Genomic DNA, 17145 nt, shown 5'->3' with positions numbered 1-17145 from the left:
CAGGCCCCAGCCCCGCCCCCATCCCATGAAACCCCTGCTGCCCACCCGCCCCCGCGCCCTGCGGACCCTGACCTGGGCCCTGGCCTTGGCCCTGCCCCTGGGCGCGGCCCGCGCCGACGGCCCACGTGACGAGTTCTTCTGGCTTGGCGAGATCAACAAGGCCACCGCGGTCATCAACACCGAACAAGGTCTGCTGGACCGCCGCCTGACCCCGCTGGTCACGGCCGGCCTGCGCCAGGTGCTGCGCGACGCCCAGCAGCCCGGCGCCAAACGCCCGGCCAGCGTGATCACCTTCGAGCCCTTGCTGATCCAGGCCGCAGGGCCCGAGATCACCTGGCTGCACGCCGGGCGCTCCAGCCAGGACATGCACGCCACCTTCCGCGCCGCCATCCTGCGTGACGAGATGCTGCGCCTGGCAGATCAGCTCAACGCCACCCGCCGCACCCTGATCGACCTGGCCGACCAGCACCGCGCCACCATCGTGCCCAACTACACCAACGGTGTGGCCGCCCAACCCAACAGCTACGGCCACAACCTGCTGGGCCACGCCGCGGGCCTGGAGCGCGATGCCCAGCGCCTGCGCGAGGCCTATGCCCGCATCGACCGCTCACCCATGGGCAGCACGGTCTTGAACGGCAGCAGCTGGCCCCTGGACCGCGCGCGCATGGCCGACTACCTGGGCTTTGCAGCGCTGGTGGAGAACGCCTACGACGCGGGCCAGATCTCGTCGGTGGACGAGCCCGTGGAGGCGGCTGCCGTGGCCACCAGCCTGGCCCTGCACACCGGCCAGTTCATCGAGGACGTGATGACCCAGTACGCCCAGGCCCGGCCCTGGATCCTGCTGGAAGAAGGCGGAGCCAACACCTACGTGTCCAGCGCCATGCCGCAAAAGCGCAATCCGGGCCTGCTCAACGCCACCCGGCGCGACGCCAGCAGCGTGCTGGCCCAGGCGCATGGCGTGGTGCTGCAGGCGCACAACATCCCGCCGGGCATGAGCGACGCCAAAGAGGTCAAGCCCAACACCGCCTTGCTGCGCGACACCGGCGCGGTGCTCAAGCGCTGGCAGCAGATCCTGCAGGCCCTGCGCGTCAACCGCGAGCGCGCGCTGGACGAGCTCAACAGCGACTGGACCGCCTCGCAAGAGCTGGCTGACGTGCTGATGCGGCGCTTCCAGCTGCCGTTCCGGGTGGGGCACCACTTTGCCTCCGAGGTGGTGGCGTACGCCCGCGCGAAAGCCATCCGACCCCTCGACTTTCCGTACCGCGAAGCGCAGCGCATTTACGCCGAAACCGTGCACGGCAGCGAGCACCCGGCCCAGCTGCCCCTGAGCGAAGCCGAATTCCGTGCCACGCTGGACCCGGTGGCCATCGTGAACAACCGCGCCACCGCAGGGGGCCCGCAACCGGCCGAGATGACGCGCATGCTGGCCCGCGCCCGGCAGAGTGTGGCCGACCACGAGGCCTGGGTGCGCGCCCGCCGTGAGCATGTGCAGCGTGCACTGGCCCGGCTCGACCAGGACTTTGATCGCCTGGCCGACAGCGCCCGCCCGGCCCAGCCCCCCAAACCCTGAAGACCGCCGGCCGTGGCGGCCCGCGGGGGCGGCCCCGCCCCGCCAGGTCCAGGCGTCGGATCAACGTGTCGGATCAACGTGTCGGGTTAACGCGTCGGGTCCACGGGCCAACTCAAGGCGCTGGGTCAACGCGCCAGGCTGGCGACGTCAGGCGGCGCCCCGCCAACGACCGCCCCCTCACCGCGCCCGACGGGCCCCCTCAGCGCCAAAAGCGCCCGGGCCGGAACGGCGCCGCGTCGATGGCCGGGGTCTCGCCCGCCATCAGCGCGCCCAGCAAGGCGGCCGTGCCCGGGCCGGTGCTGAAGCCGATGTGCTGGTGGCCAAAGGCCAGCCACAGCCCCGGCTGCCCGGGCGCCTCGCCAATCATGGGGCGGCTGTCGGGCAGTGTCGGGCGGCTGCCCATCCAGGGTTCGGCCTCCAGACGCGCGCCCAAGGGGAAAGCCTGGCGGGCCGCATCCTCGGCCAGGGCCAGCTGCAGCGGCTGGCGCGGCGCGTCCAGATCGGTCAGCTCGACGCCCGAGGTCAGGCGCAGGCCCTGCGCCATCGGCGACAGCACGTAGGCGCCCCCCGTGTCGTACACCGGCCGGCCCAGCGTGGCGCCGTCCTGGGGCTGAAAGTGGCGGTGGTAGCCCCGCTCGTAGGCCATCGGCACCCGCACGCCCAACTGGGCCTGCAAAAAGCCCGCGCTCCACGGGCCCAAGGCCACCACCACGCGATCGGACTGGAGTTGACCACCATCGCCCAGGCTGAGTTGCCAGCCCGTCCCTTCGGCCCGGCGCGCCAAGGCCTGCACGGGCTGGCTCAGCAGGCGACCGCCCTGCGCCACGAACCAGCGGGCATAGGCCTCGGTCACCGCCCCCGGGCTGTCGACCGAAGACGTGTCCTGCACCCACAGCGTGCGCGGAAACAGCCCGGGCGTGAAGCCGGGCTCCAAGGCCTGCAGGTCGGCCGCGTCCAGGGTCTGGGTGCGCACGCCGTAGCGCTCAAACACCGCGCGCCCCGCGGCCCCGGCCTCGTAAGCCGCCTGGCTGCGGTACAGGAACAGCCAGCCGTTGTCGCGCAGGCGGTGCCGCTCGCCCACCTTGGTCAGCAGGCGCAGGTGCTCGGCCATGGACAGGCGAATCAGGCCGTCCAGGGCGCGCGCGGTCTCCTCGAACGGGCCCGGTCGGGCGCGCGCCAAAAAGGCCGTGGCCCAACCCAGGTGGCGCAGCAGAAACGACGGGCTGTAGCGAAACTGCGGCGACTGGTTGCGCAGCAGCCCCGGCAGGTTGGCCCACAGCCCGGGGTGGTTGAACGGGATCAGCGAACTGCGCGCGATCACGCCGGCGTTGCCGTAGGAGGTCTCCTGACCGGGCGCGCGGCGTTCGACCAGCGTGACTTGAAAACCGCGCCTTTGCAGCTCCAGCGCGCAAGACACGCCCACCATGCCTGCGCCCAGAACGGCGACCGTGTTGCTCATTGAAAAATCCTGTCCGTGTCCTGTCGAGGGCCCTCGGGGGCCGCTGTCCAACCCAGCCCGCCGGCGGCCAGAAGCCCTCTTCAGCAGTGGGCCGGCGTGAAGATCGCCCGCAGTATGCCAGCGCGCGCCAGGGGACGCGGAGCCCGCCCCCTTCGGGGGGGTTTGCCGAAGAGCCACCCGGGCCGCGCGCAGGATCGCCAGGGCCCCGGTCAGGGCCGAGCCCCGCTCAGCCCAGGGTCCCGGTCAGAAGGTTTCCCAGTCGTCGTCGCGCCCCTGGGTGGGCGGCGATGCGTTGCGGCCCGGAGACGCCGCCGAGGCGGCGGGCGCCACCGGGGCCGACTGGGTCAGGGCGGGCGCAGCCGCGGGCGCAGCCGCAGGCGACGCCGCCTTGGCGAGAGGCCGGTGGGCCAGGGGCGGCTGGGCAGGGCGAGCGGAGGCCGCGCGGGCCGCCGCTTGGGGGTGGGCCGGTGCGGCGCCTTCCTGCCCCGGCTGGAGCCGGAAGACACTGACCGCCTGCACCAGCTCACGGGCCTGGCTGTTGAGACTGGCTGCGGCCGCGGCCATCTGCTCGACCAGCGCCGCGTTCTGCTGCGTCGTGTGGTCAATCTGCGCCACCGCCTCCCCCACCTGGGCCACGCCGGCGCTTTGTTCGCCCGTGGCGGCGGTGATCTCGCCCACCATGTCGCGGACGCGGGCGATCGCAGCGACCACCTCGTCCATGGTGTGTCCGGCCCGGTCGACCAGCTCGGTGCCCTGCCCCACGCGGTCCACACTGGTGGTGATCAGGGTCTTGATTTCTTTGGCGGCCGCCGCACTGCGGCTGGCCAGTGAGCGCACCTCACCAGCGACCACGGCAAAACCACGCCCCTGCTCGCCGGCCCGGGCGGCCTCGACGGCGGCATTCAGCGCCAGGATGTTGGTCTGGAAGGCAATGCCATCGATGACCCCGATGATGTCGGCGATGCGCTGGCTGCTTTGGTGGATGTCCCGCATCGTGTTCACCACCTGCGACACCACCTCCCCGCCCTGGCTGGCCACTTGCGAGGCACTGAACGCCAGCTGGTTGGCTTGGGCGGCGTTGTCGGCGTTGTGCTTCACGGCAGAACCCAACTGCTCCATGGAGGCGGCGGTTTCCTGCAGGGCACTGGCCTGGCTCTCCGTCCGGGCACTGAGGTCGGCATTGCCCGTCGCGATTTCCGTGCTGGCCGTCGACACGCCGTCGGCGCCGTGACGCACCGTGGTCACCACCTGGATGAGGCTGGCCTGCATGGTCGACAGCGCTGTCAGCAACTGCGCCACCTCATCGCGCCCGTGCACCTCGATGCGGCGGCTCAGGTCGCCCTGGGCCACGGCCTCGGTCACCGCGATGGCCTGCGCCAGCGAGCGCCGCAGCCCCCGCACCAGGGACAGCCCGACGAATGCCCCCAGCAAAATGCCCCCGATGATGGACGCCAGCGCCAGCCGACGAATCACCTCGAAGCGGCCTTGCCCTTGCTGAAACTCCTGCCGTGCCACCGCCACTTGCAACTGCTGCAGGCCGTTCATGCTGTCGCGCACGGGGTCCCAGAGCGGGTGGATTTTGTCGAGCGCCAGGCGACGTGTCTGCTCCAGGTCATTGCGCTGCATCGCGGCCACGGCGGGTCGAAGCCCGTCGTTGACAAACTGAGCCCGGGCCACCTCGAAATCCCGGGCCAGTTTGACTTCTTCCGGGGTCAGGTAGGTCGCCATGTAAGCCGACCAGACGCGGGTGATGCGCTGCTCGTTGGCCTCGATCTCGTCGACGTAGCGGCGGGTGTGACTGGGGTCGTTGAAGGCCACCGCGTTCGCCACGGCCAGGCGATGGCGCAGCAACAGACGCTGCACGTCGGCCAATGCGGCCAAGGGCTCCACGCGATCGACAAAAACAGTCTGCAGCGCCGCGTTGGTTTGACTCATGCCGTACAAACCGAGTCCGCCAACCGCGCTCAACAGCAGCGACATCAAGGCCAATAAGGCCATGACCCGCGTTGAAATCTTAAATTGATTCAAAAATCGCCCCCATCCTCACGCCATTTATCTGATGACTTCAGAGTCGCTTGCTGGCTCCCAGTCAAACGCTTTGATCCTGCCCGCCCTTGAGCTGGTACGGCCTCTGATTCTATCGAGCCGCCCCCCGCGATCAGATGATGGCGATCAAGTGAAATGAAGGCACTTTGGGGATTTAAATCGCGGGGACACCGAGGCCGGCCGCCCCGGGCCAGCCGCCTCACCCGCCCGCCCCGGGCGCACGGGCGCACGGGGGCTAGGGCTGGCCGGCCAGACGCCGCCATCCCTGATCGCCCCAGCGCCAGGCCGGTGCGCTCAAAATCAGCGCGCAGACCTCGACAAAATCGGAGGCGGTTATTTTGCAGCGCCGGCCATTCAAATCCATCGCTTGAATGGCGACTGGACGGGCTGATTTTCAAAAACCGGCCCGCGCTCTCAATCCAGCGTCAGATTCTGGGTTTTCACCACCTGCTTATACAGCGCGAATTCCACCTTGATCTGCTCGGCAAACTGCTCGGGGGTATTGCCCACAATGATCGAGCCGGTGCCTTCGATGTGCTGTTGCACCGCGGGCGTGGCCAGCACTTTCCTGATCGCCGTGTGGACCCGGTCGACCACCTCCTTGGGCAGGCCTTTGGGGCCAACCAGGCCGTAATAGGCCATGCGGTTGACGGGCTCGAGGCCGACTTCCTTGAAGGTGGGCACGTTGGGCAGGGCGGCCAGTCGCCTGGGCGCCGCCACCACGATGGGCACCAGCTTGCCGGCCTTGATGAAGGGCAGCGAGGACGGCAGGTTGTCCAGGTTCATGCTGACCTGCCCGGCCACCACGTCGTTCAGGGCCGGGCCGGCGCCCCGGTAGGGCACATGGGTGATCTGCACGCCCGCCGAGGCTTTGAACATCTCCATCAGCATGTGGGTGATGCTGCCGCTGCCGGTGGAGGCGTAGGCGTACTTGTCGGGGTTGTTCTTGAGTTCCTGGACAAAACCCTTGTAGTCCTGCGCCGGGAACCTGGCCGTGACAGCGATCACATTGGGGGTGGCTGCGATGTTGCTGATGGGCGTGAAGTCGGTCTCGGGGTGGTAGGGAAACTTGGGCGTGATGGCCGGGTTGGTGGCGGTGGTTGACACGGTGGCCATGCTCAGGGTGTAGCCGTCGGCCTTGGCACGCACGGCTTCCTGCGCCCCCACGGTGCCCCCGGCGCCGCTTTTGTTGTCGACCACGACCGGCTGACCCAGTTCACGCGCCAGGGGTTCGGCCACCGCGCGGGCAATGATGTCGGTGGTGCCCCCGGCGGCGAAGGGCACGATCAGGCGGATCGGCTTGCTGGGGTAGCTGCCTTGCGCCACGGCGGCCGCGCCAGCGGTCAAAGCCAGGCTGCACAGCGCAGCGCGCGCGCCCAGGCGCAGGAAGGGGGTCAACATGAAGGTCTCCTTGGTGTGGTTGAAGGGTCAAGCCGGGGTGTGGGGTCGGGGCCGCGTCAGGCCGCGGGGCGCTGGCGGATCAGGTGCTGCGGGCCCAGTTCGGCGCAGGCCGTCACGCCGAGCATGGCCATGTTGCGGTCCACCTCGTCGCGCAGCAGGCCGATGGCGTGGGCCACACCGGCCTCACCCGCCACGGCGGCGGCGTAGTTGAAGGGGCGGCCAATCAGCACCAGGCGCGCGCCCAGGGCCAGCGCCTTGAGGACGTCCGAGCCGCGCCGGAAGCCACTGTCGATCAGCACCGGGTAGTCGGGCCCGACGGCCTGCACCACCGACCCGAGCACACGCATGGGCGAGCACGCCCCATCGAGTTGGCGCCCCCCATGGTTGGACAGCACGATGGCGTCGGCGCCCAGGCGCTGGGCCTGCAGCGCGTCGTCCACGCTGAGCAGGCCCTTCACGACCAGGGGGCCCTTCCAGCGGCGCCGGATGACCTCGAGGTGCTGCCAGCTCAGGTGGTCGCGGGCCGAGAAATCGCGCAGCACGGATGGCGAAAGGATCGGCGCGCCCCGGGTGGCGAACGAGTTCTCAAAGTGCGGCATGCCGTGGCGCAGCCAAGTGCGCAAGAAGGTGTCGAGCACCCAACGCGGCCGCACCAGGCCATCCCAGGCCAGGCGCAGGCTGGGACGCAGCGGCGTCGAGAAGCCGGTGCGGATGTTGTTCTCGCGGTTGGCCGAGATGGGGATGTCCACCGTCACCACCAGGGTGTTGAAGCCTGCGCGCTCCACCCGGTCGATCAGCGCGTCGATGCGCGCGGGGTCACCGGGCAAGTAGGCCTGGAACCAGGTGGCGGGTGACTCGCGGGCCACTGCCTCCATCGGGATCAGCGAGGTGCCGCTCATGATCGACACCACGCCCGCCTGCTGGGCGGCCCGCGCCAGCACCAGGTCCCCCCGGTAGGTGGACAGCGCGTTGATGCCCATGGGCGCGATGCCGAAGGGGCTGCTGTAGCGCTGGCCAAACAGCGTCACCGACTGGCTGCGCTGCGAGACATCGCGCAGCACCCGCGTGACCAGCCCGTACTCGGCGAACACCCCGCGGTTGTCGCGCAGCGAGGTGTTGTCCTCGGCCGCACCCGCGATGTAGCCAAAGATGGGACGCGGCAGGCGCCGGCGGGCCGCGTCCTCGAAGTCGTGCAGCGACAGCATGGCGCGCAAGGCGGCGGGGACGGGGACGGAGGAGGGTTCTGCGTAGTTGGCCATGGGTCGAGCGAGCGGGCGGGTCAATCGGGTGGCTGCGACTTTAGGCAGGCTGCTTATCAAATAAAAGCGATATATTTAGAACGCATATGTTCGATTTCTAGAAACATGACCACCCCCTCGATCAAGCAGCTGGAGGCCTTCTGGTGGGCCGCCACCTGCAGCAACTTCGCCACCGCGGCCGAGCGGGTGCATGTGTCGGTGTCGTCGCTGTCCAAGCGCATCACGGAGCTCGAAGCCGCCCTGGGCCAGACGCTGTTTGACCGCAGCGGGCACCGCGCGGTGCTAACCGAGGCCGGCCAACAGCTGCTGCCGTCGGCGCTGGCGGTGCTCAATGCCATGGCGGCGCTGAGCCAGACGTTGCAGGCCAAGGTGGCCCTGACCGGGCGGTGCCGCTTTGGGGTCGGCGACCTGTCCGCCCTGACCTGGCTGCCGCACTGGGTGGCGGCGGTGCGCCAGGCCCACCCCGGGCTGGCGCTGGAGCCTTTTGTCGACGTCGGCCGCGTGCTCGAGCGGCGCCTGGCCGATGGCGAGCTGGACTTTGCGGTGATCGCAGGCCGCAGCTCGCGCAGCGAACTGCTGTCACAGCCGGTCGGGGCGGCGCAGTTCAGCTGGGCCGCGGCGCCCGGCTTGGCCAACGCAGCGGAGCACGAGGCCGGGCAATGGCTGCAACACCACCCCTTGGTGACCCTGCCGCACACGGCAGGCACCACCCGCCTGTTGGATGACTGGCTGCACCGCCAGCAGGTCACGGTGCGCGAGCGCATCCACTGCAACAGCTGGGGCGCCGTGGCCGGCATGTTGCGCCTGGGCGTGGGGATTGGTTTTTTGCCCACGCACTGGGTGGCGGCGATGGGCTTGCAAAGCCTGCACACCGCCACCCCGCTGCAGCCATTGCACTACCACTTCCAATGGCGGCGCGGCGATGCCCGCGCCCTGATCAGCACGCTCCAGCCCTTGGTCCAGCAGCACGTTGATTTTCGGCACCACCCCTTCAGCACCTGAACCCCTGAGCCCCTGAACACCCGAGCGCCCGACGCCCCCACGGCGGCGGGACCGGGCGCCCCCCGCACAAGCCCCCCGCCCCCTGAAGCCGCCCGCCACACGGTGCCCGCTGGGCGCTATGCTTGGCCTGCCTGACCTGGGCCTGTCGCGCTGGGTCGCCCCCTTTGTTTTGGACCCCTCTCCCCACCATGCTGCAGTACCACACCGTTCCCGTCACCGCTTTCCAGCAGAACTGCTCCCTCGTCTGGTGCGATGAAAGCCGCCAGGCCGCGGTCATCGACCCGGGCGGGGACATCGACCGCTTGCTGGCCGAGCTGGACCAGCGCGATCTGACGCTGGAGCAGATCTGGCTCACCCATGCCCACATCGACCACGCGGGCGGCACGGCCGAATTGGCCAAGCGCCTGAACCTGCCGATCATCGGCCCGCACCCGGGCGACCAGTTCTGGATCGACGGCCTGCCGCAGCAAAGCCAGATGTTTGGCTTCCCGCCCGCGGGCCTGTTCTCCCCCACGCGCTGGTTGCACGACGGCGACACCGTGACCCTGGGCCGCCACACCTTGCAGGTGCGCCACTGCCCGGGCCACACGCCGGGCCATGTGGTGTTCTACTCGCCCGAGATGAAGCGCGCCTTCGTGGGCGATGTGCTGTTTGCCGGCAGCATTGGCCGCACCGACTTCCCGCAGGGCAACCATGCGCAGCTGATCGCCAGCATCACCGAGCGCCTGTGGCCGATGGGCGATGACACGGTGTTCATCCCGGGCCACGGCCCCGAAAGCACTTTTGGCCGCGAACGCCAGAGCAACCCCTACGTCGGTGGGACCTGAGGCCGCCAGGCCTGCTGGCGCGCCAGGAACTCAGCCGTTTTTGCGCGCGGCTTCGTACAGCGGCATGACCTTGGGCAGCTTGCGCTCGATGTCGGCGATGCGGGTCGCCCCCGAAGGGTGGGTGGACAGGAACTGCGGTGGCGCGCCCTTGCTGGCGGCGCTCATCTTCTGCCACAGCGTGACGCCGGCGCGCGGGTCAAAGCCCGCGCGGGCGGCCAGCTCCATGCCCACCAGGTCGGCCTCGGACTCGTCTTCGCGGCTGAACTCCAGCGTCAGCAACTGAGCACCGTACTGCGTCAGGGTCTGGCCGATCTGGCCAAAGCCCAGCACCGAACTGATCACGTTGACGCCAATGTTGGTGGCCGCCGACTTGCCCATGCGTTCGCGCGCGTGCTCGCGCAGGGCGTGGGCGATTTCGTGGCCCATGACCATCGCCACCTCGTCGTCGGTCAGCTTGAGCTGGTCGAGGATGCCGGTGTAGAAGGCGATCTTGCCTGCCGGCATGCAGAAGGCGTTGATCTGCTTGGAGCCGATCAGGTTGACCTCCCAGCGCCAGTCGCGGGCGCGCGGGTTCCACTCGTAGCTGAACGGGATCAAGCGGCGCGCAATCGAGCGCAGCCGCAGCACCTGCGGGTGGTTGTCGCTGCCCAGGGCGTTTTTGGCCTGCGCTTCGCGCAGCATCTGCGCGTACTGCTGCACCGCGGCCTGCTCGATCTGAGCCGCAGGGACCAGCTTGGTGAAGGCCGAGTTCTTGCCCACATCGTGGCCGACGCCCACGTCCTGCGCCCAGGCGGCCGGGCCACCGGCCAGCGCGGCGGCCAAGGCCCAGCCCGCAGCGCGGGCCCAGCGCCGGCGCGCGCGGCGCATGGCCACACCAGCCGACGGGAGGGCGGCAGACAAAGGGGTCTGAATGAGGGACTCTGACATGGGGGGCTCCGACAGCAAACGGGTGGGGAGGGAGTGGACCAACGCTTATTATTCCCGCATGAACGATGCCCCCGCCACTGACAGCCCTGCCCCCGCCCCCCGCCGCTCCTGGCTGGCCACGCTGAAGGTGTACCTGGAGGCCCCCAGCCTGCGCATGCTGGCGCTGGGGTTCTCGGCCGGGCTGCCGCTGCTGCTGGTCTTGGGCACGCTGAGTTTTCGCCTGCGCGAGGCCGGGGTGGACCGCACCACCATCGGCTACCTGTCGTGGGTGGGGCTGGCCTACGGCTTCAAATGGGTCTGGGCGCCCCTGGTCGACCGCCTGCCCCTGCCGGGCCTGACACCCTGGCTGGGTCGGCGCCGCAGCTGGCTGCTGCTGTCGCAACTGGCGGTCACCGGGGGCCTGGTGGGCATGGCCCTGGTCGACCCCCAACAGGACCTGCACCTGCTGGTGGGCTGTGCCCTGGCGGTGGCCTTTGGCTCGGCCACGCAAGACATCGCGCTGGACGCTTTCCGCATCGAGTCGGCCGACGCCCAGCGCCAGGCCGCGCTGGCCGCGTCCTACCAGACCGGCTACCGCCTGGCCATGATCTGGGCGGGCGCGGGGGTGCTGTGGGTGGCCGCCCGCGCCGAAGTGCCCTCGGCCAATGCCTACCAGCACGCGGCCTGGCAAAGCGCTTACCTGGTGATGGCGGCGTCGATGGCGGTGGGCATGCTGACGGTGCTGTTCTCACGCGAGCCCGTGCCGCAGCCCCACAAGCCGGCGCGCAATGCGGCCGAATGGCTGCAAGGGGCGTTGATCGAGCCGTTTGCCGACTTCCTGCGCCGCTACCGCTGGCAGGCCGCGCTGATCCTGGGCCTGATCGCGGTCTACCGCATCAGCGACGTGGTGATGGGCATCATGGCCAACCCGTTCTACGTGGACATGGGCTACACCAAGGACGAGGTGGCCGCGGTGACCAAGGTGTACGGCGTCATCATGACCCTGCTGGGCGCTTTCATCGGCGGGGCCCTGTCGATGCGCCTGGGCGTGATGCGCGTGCTGATGCTGGGCGCGGCCCTGAGCGCGGCCAGCAACCTGCTGTTCGCCTGGCTCGGCGCCCGGGGGCACGACGTGAACGGGCTGATTTTTGTGGTCTCGGCCGACAACCTGTCGAGCGGCATCGCCTCGGCCGCCTTCATCGCCTACCTGTCGTCTTTAACCAACATCAGCTACTCTGCCACGCAGTACGCGCTGTTCAGTTCGATGATGTTGCTGGCCCCCAAGTGGCTGGCGGGCTTCTCCGGGCGCTATGTGGACGCGTTTGGCTACAGCCAGTTTTTTGTCTCCACGGCCTTGCTGGGGGTCCCGGTGCTGCTGCTGGTGGCACTGGCGTCCCGGGTCAAGACGCCTCCCAGCACTTGAAATAAAAGCCTTTTTTGCTCCTGAAAAGAGAGCAAACGAGCACCGGGCAACGGCCTCGCTGGGGCGGCGGGACGGGTTTACTTTACTTTACGGCGACTTCAAGATGTGCCTACAAGTTTGGAAGATGATCTGTCAAGCAACTTTACAACGACCCCGCTCATGACGACCCAGCTCTTGATGATTGAAGACGATGCCCGCCTGGCCCAGATGGTGGGCGAGTACCTGGGCCAGTCCGGCTTTGCCGTGGCCCACGCCGCCACCGGCACGGCCGGGCTGGAGCGCATGCAGGGCAGCGCCAACGCACCCGATCTGGTGGTGCTGGACCTGATGCTGCCTGACCTGGATGGGCTGGAAATCTGCCGCCGCATCCGCTCGCTGCCGGGTGCGCAGGCGCACACCCCCATCTTGATGCTGACCGCCAAGGGCGACCCCATGGACCGCATCATCGGCCTCGAACTCGGGGCCGACGACTACCTGCCCAAGCCCTTCGAGCCGCGCGAGTTGCTGGCCCGCATCCGCGCCATCCTGCGCCGCAAGAACGACAGCGGCCATGCCCCCTCGCAAGTGATGCGCTTTGGCTCGCTCGAAATCGACCGTGATGCGCGCAGCGTCAGCGTCAACGGGCAGGCGGCCGAACTCACCTCCTACCAGTTCGACCTGCTGATCACCCTGGCCGAGCGGGCCGGCCGCGTGCTGACCCGCGACCAGATCATGGAAGCCGTGCGGGGCCGCGAACTTGAGGCCTTTGACCGCTCGATCGACGTGCACATGGGCCGCATCCGGCTGGCCATCGAGTCCGACCCCAAGGCCCCCAAGCGCATCCTGACCGTGCGGGGCGTGGGCTATGTGTTCGCCAAACAGCAGGACTGACCTTGACGCCCCCCCTTCCCCCTGCCCCGCCGCCCGCGCCCCGTTTCGCCGGCAACCCGCTGCAGCGCCTGACCCGGCGCCTGTACGTGCGCATCTGGTTGGCCGTGCTGCTGGCCATGGCGCTGCTGACCCTGGGCGTGGCGGGGGCCTGGCGCCTGGCCAGCGACCCCCCGCTGCGCGAGGCCGTGGTGCGCAACGCCACCGGCGACGTGGTGGGCTCGGGGGCGTTGCGCCTGCGCCCGCCGCCCGACGAAGCGGGCTTCCCGGGCGGCCCACCGCCGCCACCCGGCCCGCGTGCGGGCCCCGAGGGCGCTCCCCCCTGGCCCCCTGGCGAGCCACCGCCGCCGCACCGCAACGGCCCCGAGTTCGTGGTCAAGATGGACAGCGGTGAACTGCTCAGCATCCACCTGCCGCGCCCACCGCGCAGCTTTTGGGGCAAGCCCTTCGGCTTCTTCTGGACGCTGGGCTTGTGTGCCATTGCCGTGGCCCTGGCCACCTACCCCATCATCCGCAAGCTGACGCGCCGGCTCGAAGAGCTGCAACGCGGCGTCGAGCGCTGGGGCGCGGGCGAGCTGTCGGTGCGCGTGCCGGTGCACGGCCACGACGAGGTGGCCTACCTGGCCGAGCGCTTCAACCACGCGGCCGAGCGCATCGAAACCCTGATGCAGTCGCACAAGGCGCTGCTGGCCAACGCCTCCCACGAGCTGCGCTCGCCGCTGGCGCGCATCCGCATGGGGGTGGAGCTGATGGGCACGCAGGCGGCGCCGGGCTTCCGCGACGAGATCAAGCGCAACATCGCCGAGCTGGACCAACTGATCGACGAGATCTTGCTGGCCAGCCGACTCGACGCCAGCGAAGCCGACATGGGCACCCTGGAATCGGTTGACCTGGTGGGCCTGTCGGCCGAGGAATGTGCCCGCGTGGGCGCGGAGCTGGAGGCCGACGACGGCAGCAGCGAACTGGCCGTGACCGGCGTGTCCAAGCTGCTGCGCCGGGCCGTGCGCAACCTGCTGGAGAACGCGCGCCGCTATGGCCAAGGGGACATCCGCGTCAAGTTGTCACGCCAGGGGACGCAGATCCGGCTGGCGGTCTGTGACCGCGGGCCGGGCGTGCCGCCGGCGCTGCGCGAGCGCATTTTTGAGCCCTTCTACCGCCTGCCCGGCGCCAGCGAGCGTGAAGGCGGCGTGGGCCTGGGCCTGGCCCTGGTCAAGTCGATCGCCGAACGGCACGGCGGCAGCGTGCGCTGCGAGGACCACGAGGGCGGCGGCGCCTGCTTTGTGCTGACCCTACCGCACACCCCCTGAGCCGCATGGCGGGCGCCGGCGGCCCCGGTGCGGTGCGCCCCCCGTCAGGCCGAAGGCGCCAGCGTCCCGCCGCGCAAAGCCTGCACCAGCGCCCGCAAGGCCGCCGAAGCCGGCCCTTGCCGGGTCACCAGCCAGGTGGTCTGCCGCGCCCAGGCCTCGGGCAACGCCTGCACCTGCAGGCCCCGGGTGTCGAGGCTGCCCAGCACCGCACGGGGCAGCAGGCCCAGGCCCATGCCGGCGGTCACCGCCGCGGCCAGCGCATGGTATGACCCGATCTCGGTCGCCGGCCCAGGCGGCAGGCCTTGGGCACGCGCCCAGTCCAGGGCCACTTCGCGGTAGGCGCAACCCGCGCTGAAGGTGACCAGGCCCGTGGCGGGCAGCGGCGCGGCGTTCAAGTCGCCATCAGCGGCGGCGCCACTCGCCAGCGCGGTGGGCAAGGGCAGCGGGGTGATCAAGACCAGTTCCTCCTCAAACACCGGCTGCCAGTCGAGGGTGGGTCGGTTGGCCGGCCCCGCCACCAGCACCGCGTCCAGCGCATGCTGTTCCAGGCCTTGCAGCAAGGCCCCGGTGGTGCCGGTGCGCAGCGACAGGCGCATGCCGGGCTGGGCGCGGCGCAACTGCGCCAGCACGGGGGCCAGGCGCACGGCGGCGGTGCTCTCCATGGCGCCCAGGCACAGCACGGCGCCCGGGCCGGTGCCCGCCAGTTCCTGGCGCAGCGCCACCAGGTCCTGCACCAGGGCGGCGCTGCGCTCGTACAGGTGGCGGCCCTCGGGGGTGAGTTGCAGGCGGCGCCCCACGCGCTCGAACAAGGCGCAGCCCAGGTCGCGCTCCAGCGCCGACAGGCGGGCCGAGATGCTGGACTGCACCCGGTGCAGCTGCGCGGCGGCCGCGGTCACCCCACCGTGCTCCACCACGGCCCGGAAAGTCTGCAGGTCGGCAAAATCCATACTTCGTCCAAATCGATGAATAGCTTCATTTTTATTCGTTGGACTCGCTTTGTCACGCCCACCACAATCGCCCCATGACCTCCACCCCGCCCCCCTCCACCGCCGCCACCGCGGGCCGCCTCTGGCCCGAGTCCCGTTTCAGCCAACGCTACGGCCTGAGCCTGCCGGTGGCCTTGGCGCCCATGGCCCTGGCCTCGGGCGGGGCCTTGGCAGCGGCCTGCGCCGACGCGGGGGCGCTGGGCCTGGTGGGGGGCGGTTATGGCGACCTGACTTGGACTCAACGTGAGTACACACTCGCCTTGAAGTCCAAAGCCACAGGGCGCATTGGCTGTGGCTTCATCACCTGGAAACTGGACGAGGACGCCTCCGCGCTGGACTGGTTGCTGGACCAGGCCGAGGCCGATTTGCCGCGCGCCGTGATGCTGTCGTTTGGCAACCCACGGCCTTACGCGGCACGCCTGCGGGCCCGCGGCGTGGACCTGATCTGCCAGATCCAGCGCCTGGAACAACTGCCCCAGGTGCTGGAAGCCGGCGCCCAGGTGGTGGTGGCCCAAGGCGCTGAGGCCGGCGGCCACGGCATGAACGCGCTGAACGGCCGGGCCACCCTGACCCTGGTGCCCGAGTTGGCCGACGCCCTGGCGGCCCAGGCGCCCGCCACCTTGCTGCTGGCCGCGGGGGGCATCGCCGATGGCCGCACCCTGGCCGCCAGCCGCGTGCTGGGCGCCGATGGCGCCCTGGTCGGCTCGCGCCTGTGGGCCAGCCAGGAAAGCCTGGCCCCGGCCGGGGCCAAGGCACAGGCCGTGGCCAGCACCGGCGACGGCACGGCGCGCTCGGAGGTGTTTGACATCTTGCGGCGCAAGCACTGGCCGGCGCCGTATGACTTCCGGGCCCTGCGCAACCCGCTGCACCAGGCCTGGGAGTCGCGCGTCGAGGCCCTGCGCCAGGACCCCGCCGCCGCCCGCGCCGAGTACGACGCCGGGGTGGCCGAACAGGACTACCGCCGCGCCCATGCCACCGTCGGCGAAGGGGTGGGCCTGATCCACGACTGCCCACCGGCGGCGCAGATCCTGCAGGCCCTGAGCGAAGGCGCGCGCCAGCGCTTGGGTGGCTGAGCGGGCCGGGCGCGGCGCCCGCCTCGGGGCCCGCGGCCTCAGTTCTGCCAGGGCTGGTCGAAGGCCGACTCGGCCATGTGCGGCGGCTGCGGGTTCAGCTGGCCACCGGCCAGCACCTCTTCATAACACTGCAGGTAGCCGCGTGCCATGGTGTCGGCACTGAAGCGGTGCAGCACCGCCGCCTGGCAGGCGCGCGGGTCGCCGCGCCAGGCCCGCACCGCCTCGGCCAGTTCGGCCGCGCTGGCCGCCAGGGTGCCGCAGTCGTGCGGCACCAACTCGGGCAAGGCGCCGTAGGGCGTGGCGAACACCGGGCAACCAAAGTAGAGGCTTTCGATCACCGCGAGGCCAAAGGGCTCGTGCCAGCGCACCGGCAAGATCAGGCCACGCGAGGCGTTGAGCAGGTCAAACTTCTGCTGCCCGCCCACCATGCCGTAGAAATGCACACGCGGCGACCAGGTGAAGCGGAAGCCACGCCGCAGGTTGAGCCGGGTGCCCCCCAGCACGTCCAGCTCGACGCCGGCCAACGCCGCCACGCGGATCGCGCCCTTGACGTTCTTGACCCGCCAGGCCGCCTTGCCCAAAAAGTGGTGGTGGCCGCGCGCGCGCTCGAAATCCACCGGCCCGTAGGCCGACCAGTCCAGGCCATTGAGCACATAGCGGGTCGAGCCATGGCGTTGCGCGTGGTTGCGCGAGACAAAGATGGTGTTCAGCGCCAGCGGGTCGGGGTCGCGGCCGTTGCCGTGCTCGGTGACCACAAAGGGGCGACCGATGTCGGTCTTGGGGTTGAACTGGAAATGCACCACGTCCACATCGGCCGGGATCTGCGCCGCCCAGGGTTGGCCCGGGCGGATCGGCAGCACCTGCGCAAAGTCACAGTGCGACCCCTCGGGCACCAGGTAACTGACGCGGTGCCCCAAGCCCACCAGGGCGCGGCCCAGGTCCCAGATGACGCGCTCGGTGCCGCCGTAGGCAAACACCGGGATGGGCGCGTTGTTGACCAGCAAGACGTGCATGGGCGG

Annotated in this window: 14 protein-coding genes; 7 read left to right on the top strand and 7 right to left on the bottom strand. The window is 70.0% G+C overall.

Annotation, left to right across the window (positions count from 1 at the left end; translation table 11 throughout):
• Window positions 1–25: 25 nt before the first annotated feature.
• Entirely contained in the window at window positions 26–1570 is a 1545-nt protein-coding gene (locus tag PSQ40_RS17520; RefSeq protein WP_273953179.1) for an argininosuccinate lyase, read from the top strand.
• Window positions 1571–1769: 199 nt separating this feature from the next.
• Here PSQ40_RS17520 and PSQ40_RS17515 read toward each other — a convergent pair whose 3' ends face one another.
• The 4 genes from PSQ40_RS17515 to PSQ40_RS17500 form a co-directional block, all read right to left on the bottom strand.
• Window positions 1770–3029, bottom strand: a complete 1260-nt coding sequence (locus PSQ40_RS17515; protein WP_273953178.1) for an NAD(P)/FAD-dependent oxidoreductase — start codon at window positions 3027–3029, stop codon at window positions 1770–1772.
• 243 nt (window positions 3030–3272) lie between these two features.
• Window positions 3273–5057, bottom strand: a complete 1785-nt coding sequence (locus PSQ40_RS17510; RefSeq protein ID WP_273953177.1) for a methyl-accepting chemotaxis protein — start codon at window positions 5055–5057, stop codon at window positions 3273–3275.
• 432 nt (window positions 5058–5489) lie between these two features.
• Window positions 5490–6476, bottom strand: coding sequence for a tripartite tricarboxylate transporter substrate binding protein BugE (locus PSQ40_RS17505; RefSeq protein WP_273953176.1), 987 nt, complete (start codon window positions 6474–6476; stop codon window positions 5490–5492).
• Between the two features lie 56 nt (window positions 6477–6532).
• Entirely contained in the window at window positions 6533–7735 is a 1203-nt protein-coding gene (locus PSQ40_RS17500) for an alpha-hydroxy acid oxidase (protein ID WP_273953175.1), read from the bottom strand.
• Window positions 7736–7840: 105 nt separating this feature from the next.
• On the opposite strand from PSQ40_RS17500, the gene PSQ40_RS17495 reads away from it, so the two are divergent.
• Window positions 7841–8737 (top strand): LysR family transcriptional regulator, encoded by an 897-nt coding sequence (locus tag PSQ40_RS17495; RefSeq protein WP_273953174.1) that lies wholly within the window; start codon window positions 7841–7843, stop codon window positions 8735–8737.
• A 188-nt stretch (window positions 8738–8925) separates the two neighbouring features.
• A complete protein-coding gene (locus tag PSQ40_RS17490; protein WP_273953173.1) occupies window positions 8926–9564 on the top strand; it encodes an MBL fold metallo-hydrolase in 639 nt (212 codons plus the stop codon).
• Window positions 9565–9594: 30 nt separating this feature from the next.
• On the opposite strand, the gene PSQ40_RS17485 is transcribed toward PSQ40_RS17490, so the two are convergent.
• Window positions 9595–10491, bottom strand: coding sequence for a M48 family metallopeptidase (locus PSQ40_RS17485; protein ID WP_409338614.1), 897 nt, complete (start codon window positions 10489–10491; stop codon window positions 9595–9597).
• Window positions 10492–10549: 58 nt separating this feature from the next.
• On the opposite strand from PSQ40_RS17485, the gene PSQ40_RS17480 reads away from it, so the two are divergent.
• From PSQ40_RS17480 to PSQ40_RS17470, 3 genes are all read left to right on the top strand, one after another.
• A complete protein-coding gene (locus tag PSQ40_RS17480; protein WP_273953172.1) occupies window positions 10550–11893 on the top strand; it encodes an AmpG family muropeptide MFS transporter in 1344 nt (447 codons plus the stop codon).
• A 159-nt stretch (window positions 11894–12052) separates the two neighbouring features.
• Window positions 12053–12763 carry a response regulator gene (locus PSQ40_RS17475; RefSeq protein WP_273953171.1) on the top strand — a complete coding sequence of 237 codons (711 nt, stop codon included), beginning with the start codon at window positions 12053–12055 and terminating at the stop codon, window positions 12761–12763.
• Between the two features lie 116 nt (window positions 12764–12879).
• Complete coding sequence (locus PSQ40_RS17470) at window positions 12880–14067, top strand: sensor histidine kinase (RefSeq protein ID WP_273953228.1); 1188 nt, start codon at window positions 12880–12882, stop codon at window positions 14065–14067.
• Window positions 14068–14111: 44 nt separating this feature from the next.
• Here the strand turns inward: PSQ40_RS17470 and PSQ40_RS17465 are convergent, their stop codons facing one another.
• A complete protein-coding gene (locus PSQ40_RS17465) occupies window positions 14112–15014 on the bottom strand; it encodes a LysR family transcriptional regulator (protein WP_273953170.1) in 903 nt (300 codons plus the stop codon).
• A gap of 74 nt (window positions 15015–15088) precedes the next feature.
• Here PSQ40_RS17465 and PSQ40_RS17460 point away from each other — a divergent pair, with 74 nt between their 5' ends.
• Window positions 15089–16126 (top strand): NAD(P)H-dependent flavin oxidoreductase, encoded by a 1038-nt coding sequence (locus PSQ40_RS17460; protein ID WP_273953169.1) that lies wholly within the window; start codon window positions 15089–15091, stop codon window positions 16124–16126.
• Window positions 16127–16164: 38 nt separating this feature from the next.
• Here the strand turns inward: PSQ40_RS17460 and PSQ40_RS17455 are convergent, their stop codons facing one another.
• Window positions 16165–17139: a glycosyltransferase gene (locus tag PSQ40_RS17455; RefSeq protein ID WP_273953168.1), complete on the bottom strand. Its 975-nt coding sequence runs from the start codon at window positions 17137–17139 to the stop codon at window positions 16165–16167.
• Window positions 17140–17145: the final 6 nt, after the last annotated feature.

Origin of the sequence: Curvibacter cyanobacteriorum, assembly GCF_028649475.1 — a bacterium.
GTDB classification, from domain to species: domain Bacteria; phylum Pseudomonadota; class Gammaproteobacteria; order Burkholderiales; family Burkholderiaceae_C; genus Curvibacter; species Curvibacter cyanobacteriorum.
This window is presented reverse-complemented; position numbering and strand designations above follow the sequence as displayed.

What these genes read in the sequence shown, in the direction of transcription:
- PSQ40_RS17515 (WP_273953178.1), bottom strand. Translation starts at nt 3,029, where the DNA reads ATGAGCAACACGGTCGCCGTTCTGGGCGCAGGCATGGTGGGCGTGTCT.
- PSQ40_RS17480 (WP_273953172.1), top strand. Translation starts at nt 10,550, where the DNA reads ATGAACGATGCCCCCGCCACTGACAGCCCTGCCCCCGCCCCCCGCCGC.
- PSQ40_RS17470 (WP_273953228.1), top strand. Translation starts at nt 12,880, where the DNA reads ATGGCGCTGCTGACCCTGGGCGTGGCGGGGGCCTGGCGCCTGGCCAGC.
- PSQ40_RS17485 (WP_409338614.1), bottom strand. Translation starts at nt 10,491, where the DNA reads ATGTCAGAGTCCCTCATTCAGACCCCTTTGTCTGCCGCCCTCCCGTCG.
- PSQ40_RS17475 (WP_273953171.1), top strand. Translation starts at nt 12,053, where the DNA reads ATGACGACCCAGCTCTTGATGATTGAAGACGATGCCCGCCTGGCCCAG.
- PSQ40_RS17465 (WP_273953170.1), bottom strand. Translation starts at nt 15,014, where the DNA reads ATGGATTTTGCCGACCTGCAGACTTTCCGGGCCGTGGTGGAGCACGGT.
- PSQ40_RS17505 (WP_273953176.1), bottom strand. Translation starts at nt 6,476, where the DNA reads ATGTTGACCCCCTTCCTGCGCCTGGGCGCGCGCGCTGCGCTGTGCAGC.
- PSQ40_RS17520 (WP_273953179.1), top strand. Translation starts at nt 26, where the DNA reads ATGAAACCCCTGCTGCCCACCCGCCCCCGCGCCCTGCGGACCCTGACC.
- PSQ40_RS17460 (WP_273953169.1), top strand. Translation starts at nt 15,089, where the DNA reads ATGACCTCCACCCCGCCCCCCTCCACCGCCGCCACCGCGGGCCGCCTC.
- PSQ40_RS17495 (WP_273953174.1), top strand. Translation starts at nt 7,841, where the DNA reads ATGACCACCCCCTCGATCAAGCAGCTGGAGGCCTTCTGGTGGGCCGCC.
- PSQ40_RS17500 (WP_273953175.1), bottom strand. Translation starts at nt 7,735, where the DNA reads ATGGCCAACTACGCAGAACCCTCCTCCGTCCCCGTCCCCGCCGCCTTG.
- PSQ40_RS17455 (WP_273953168.1), bottom strand. Translation starts at nt 17,139, where the DNA reads ATGCACGTCTTGCTGGTCAACAACGCGCCCATCCCGGTGTTTGCCTAC.
- PSQ40_RS17490 (WP_273953173.1), top strand. Translation starts at nt 8,926, where the DNA reads ATGCTGCAGTACCACACCGTTCCCGTCACCGCTTTCCAGCAGAACTGC.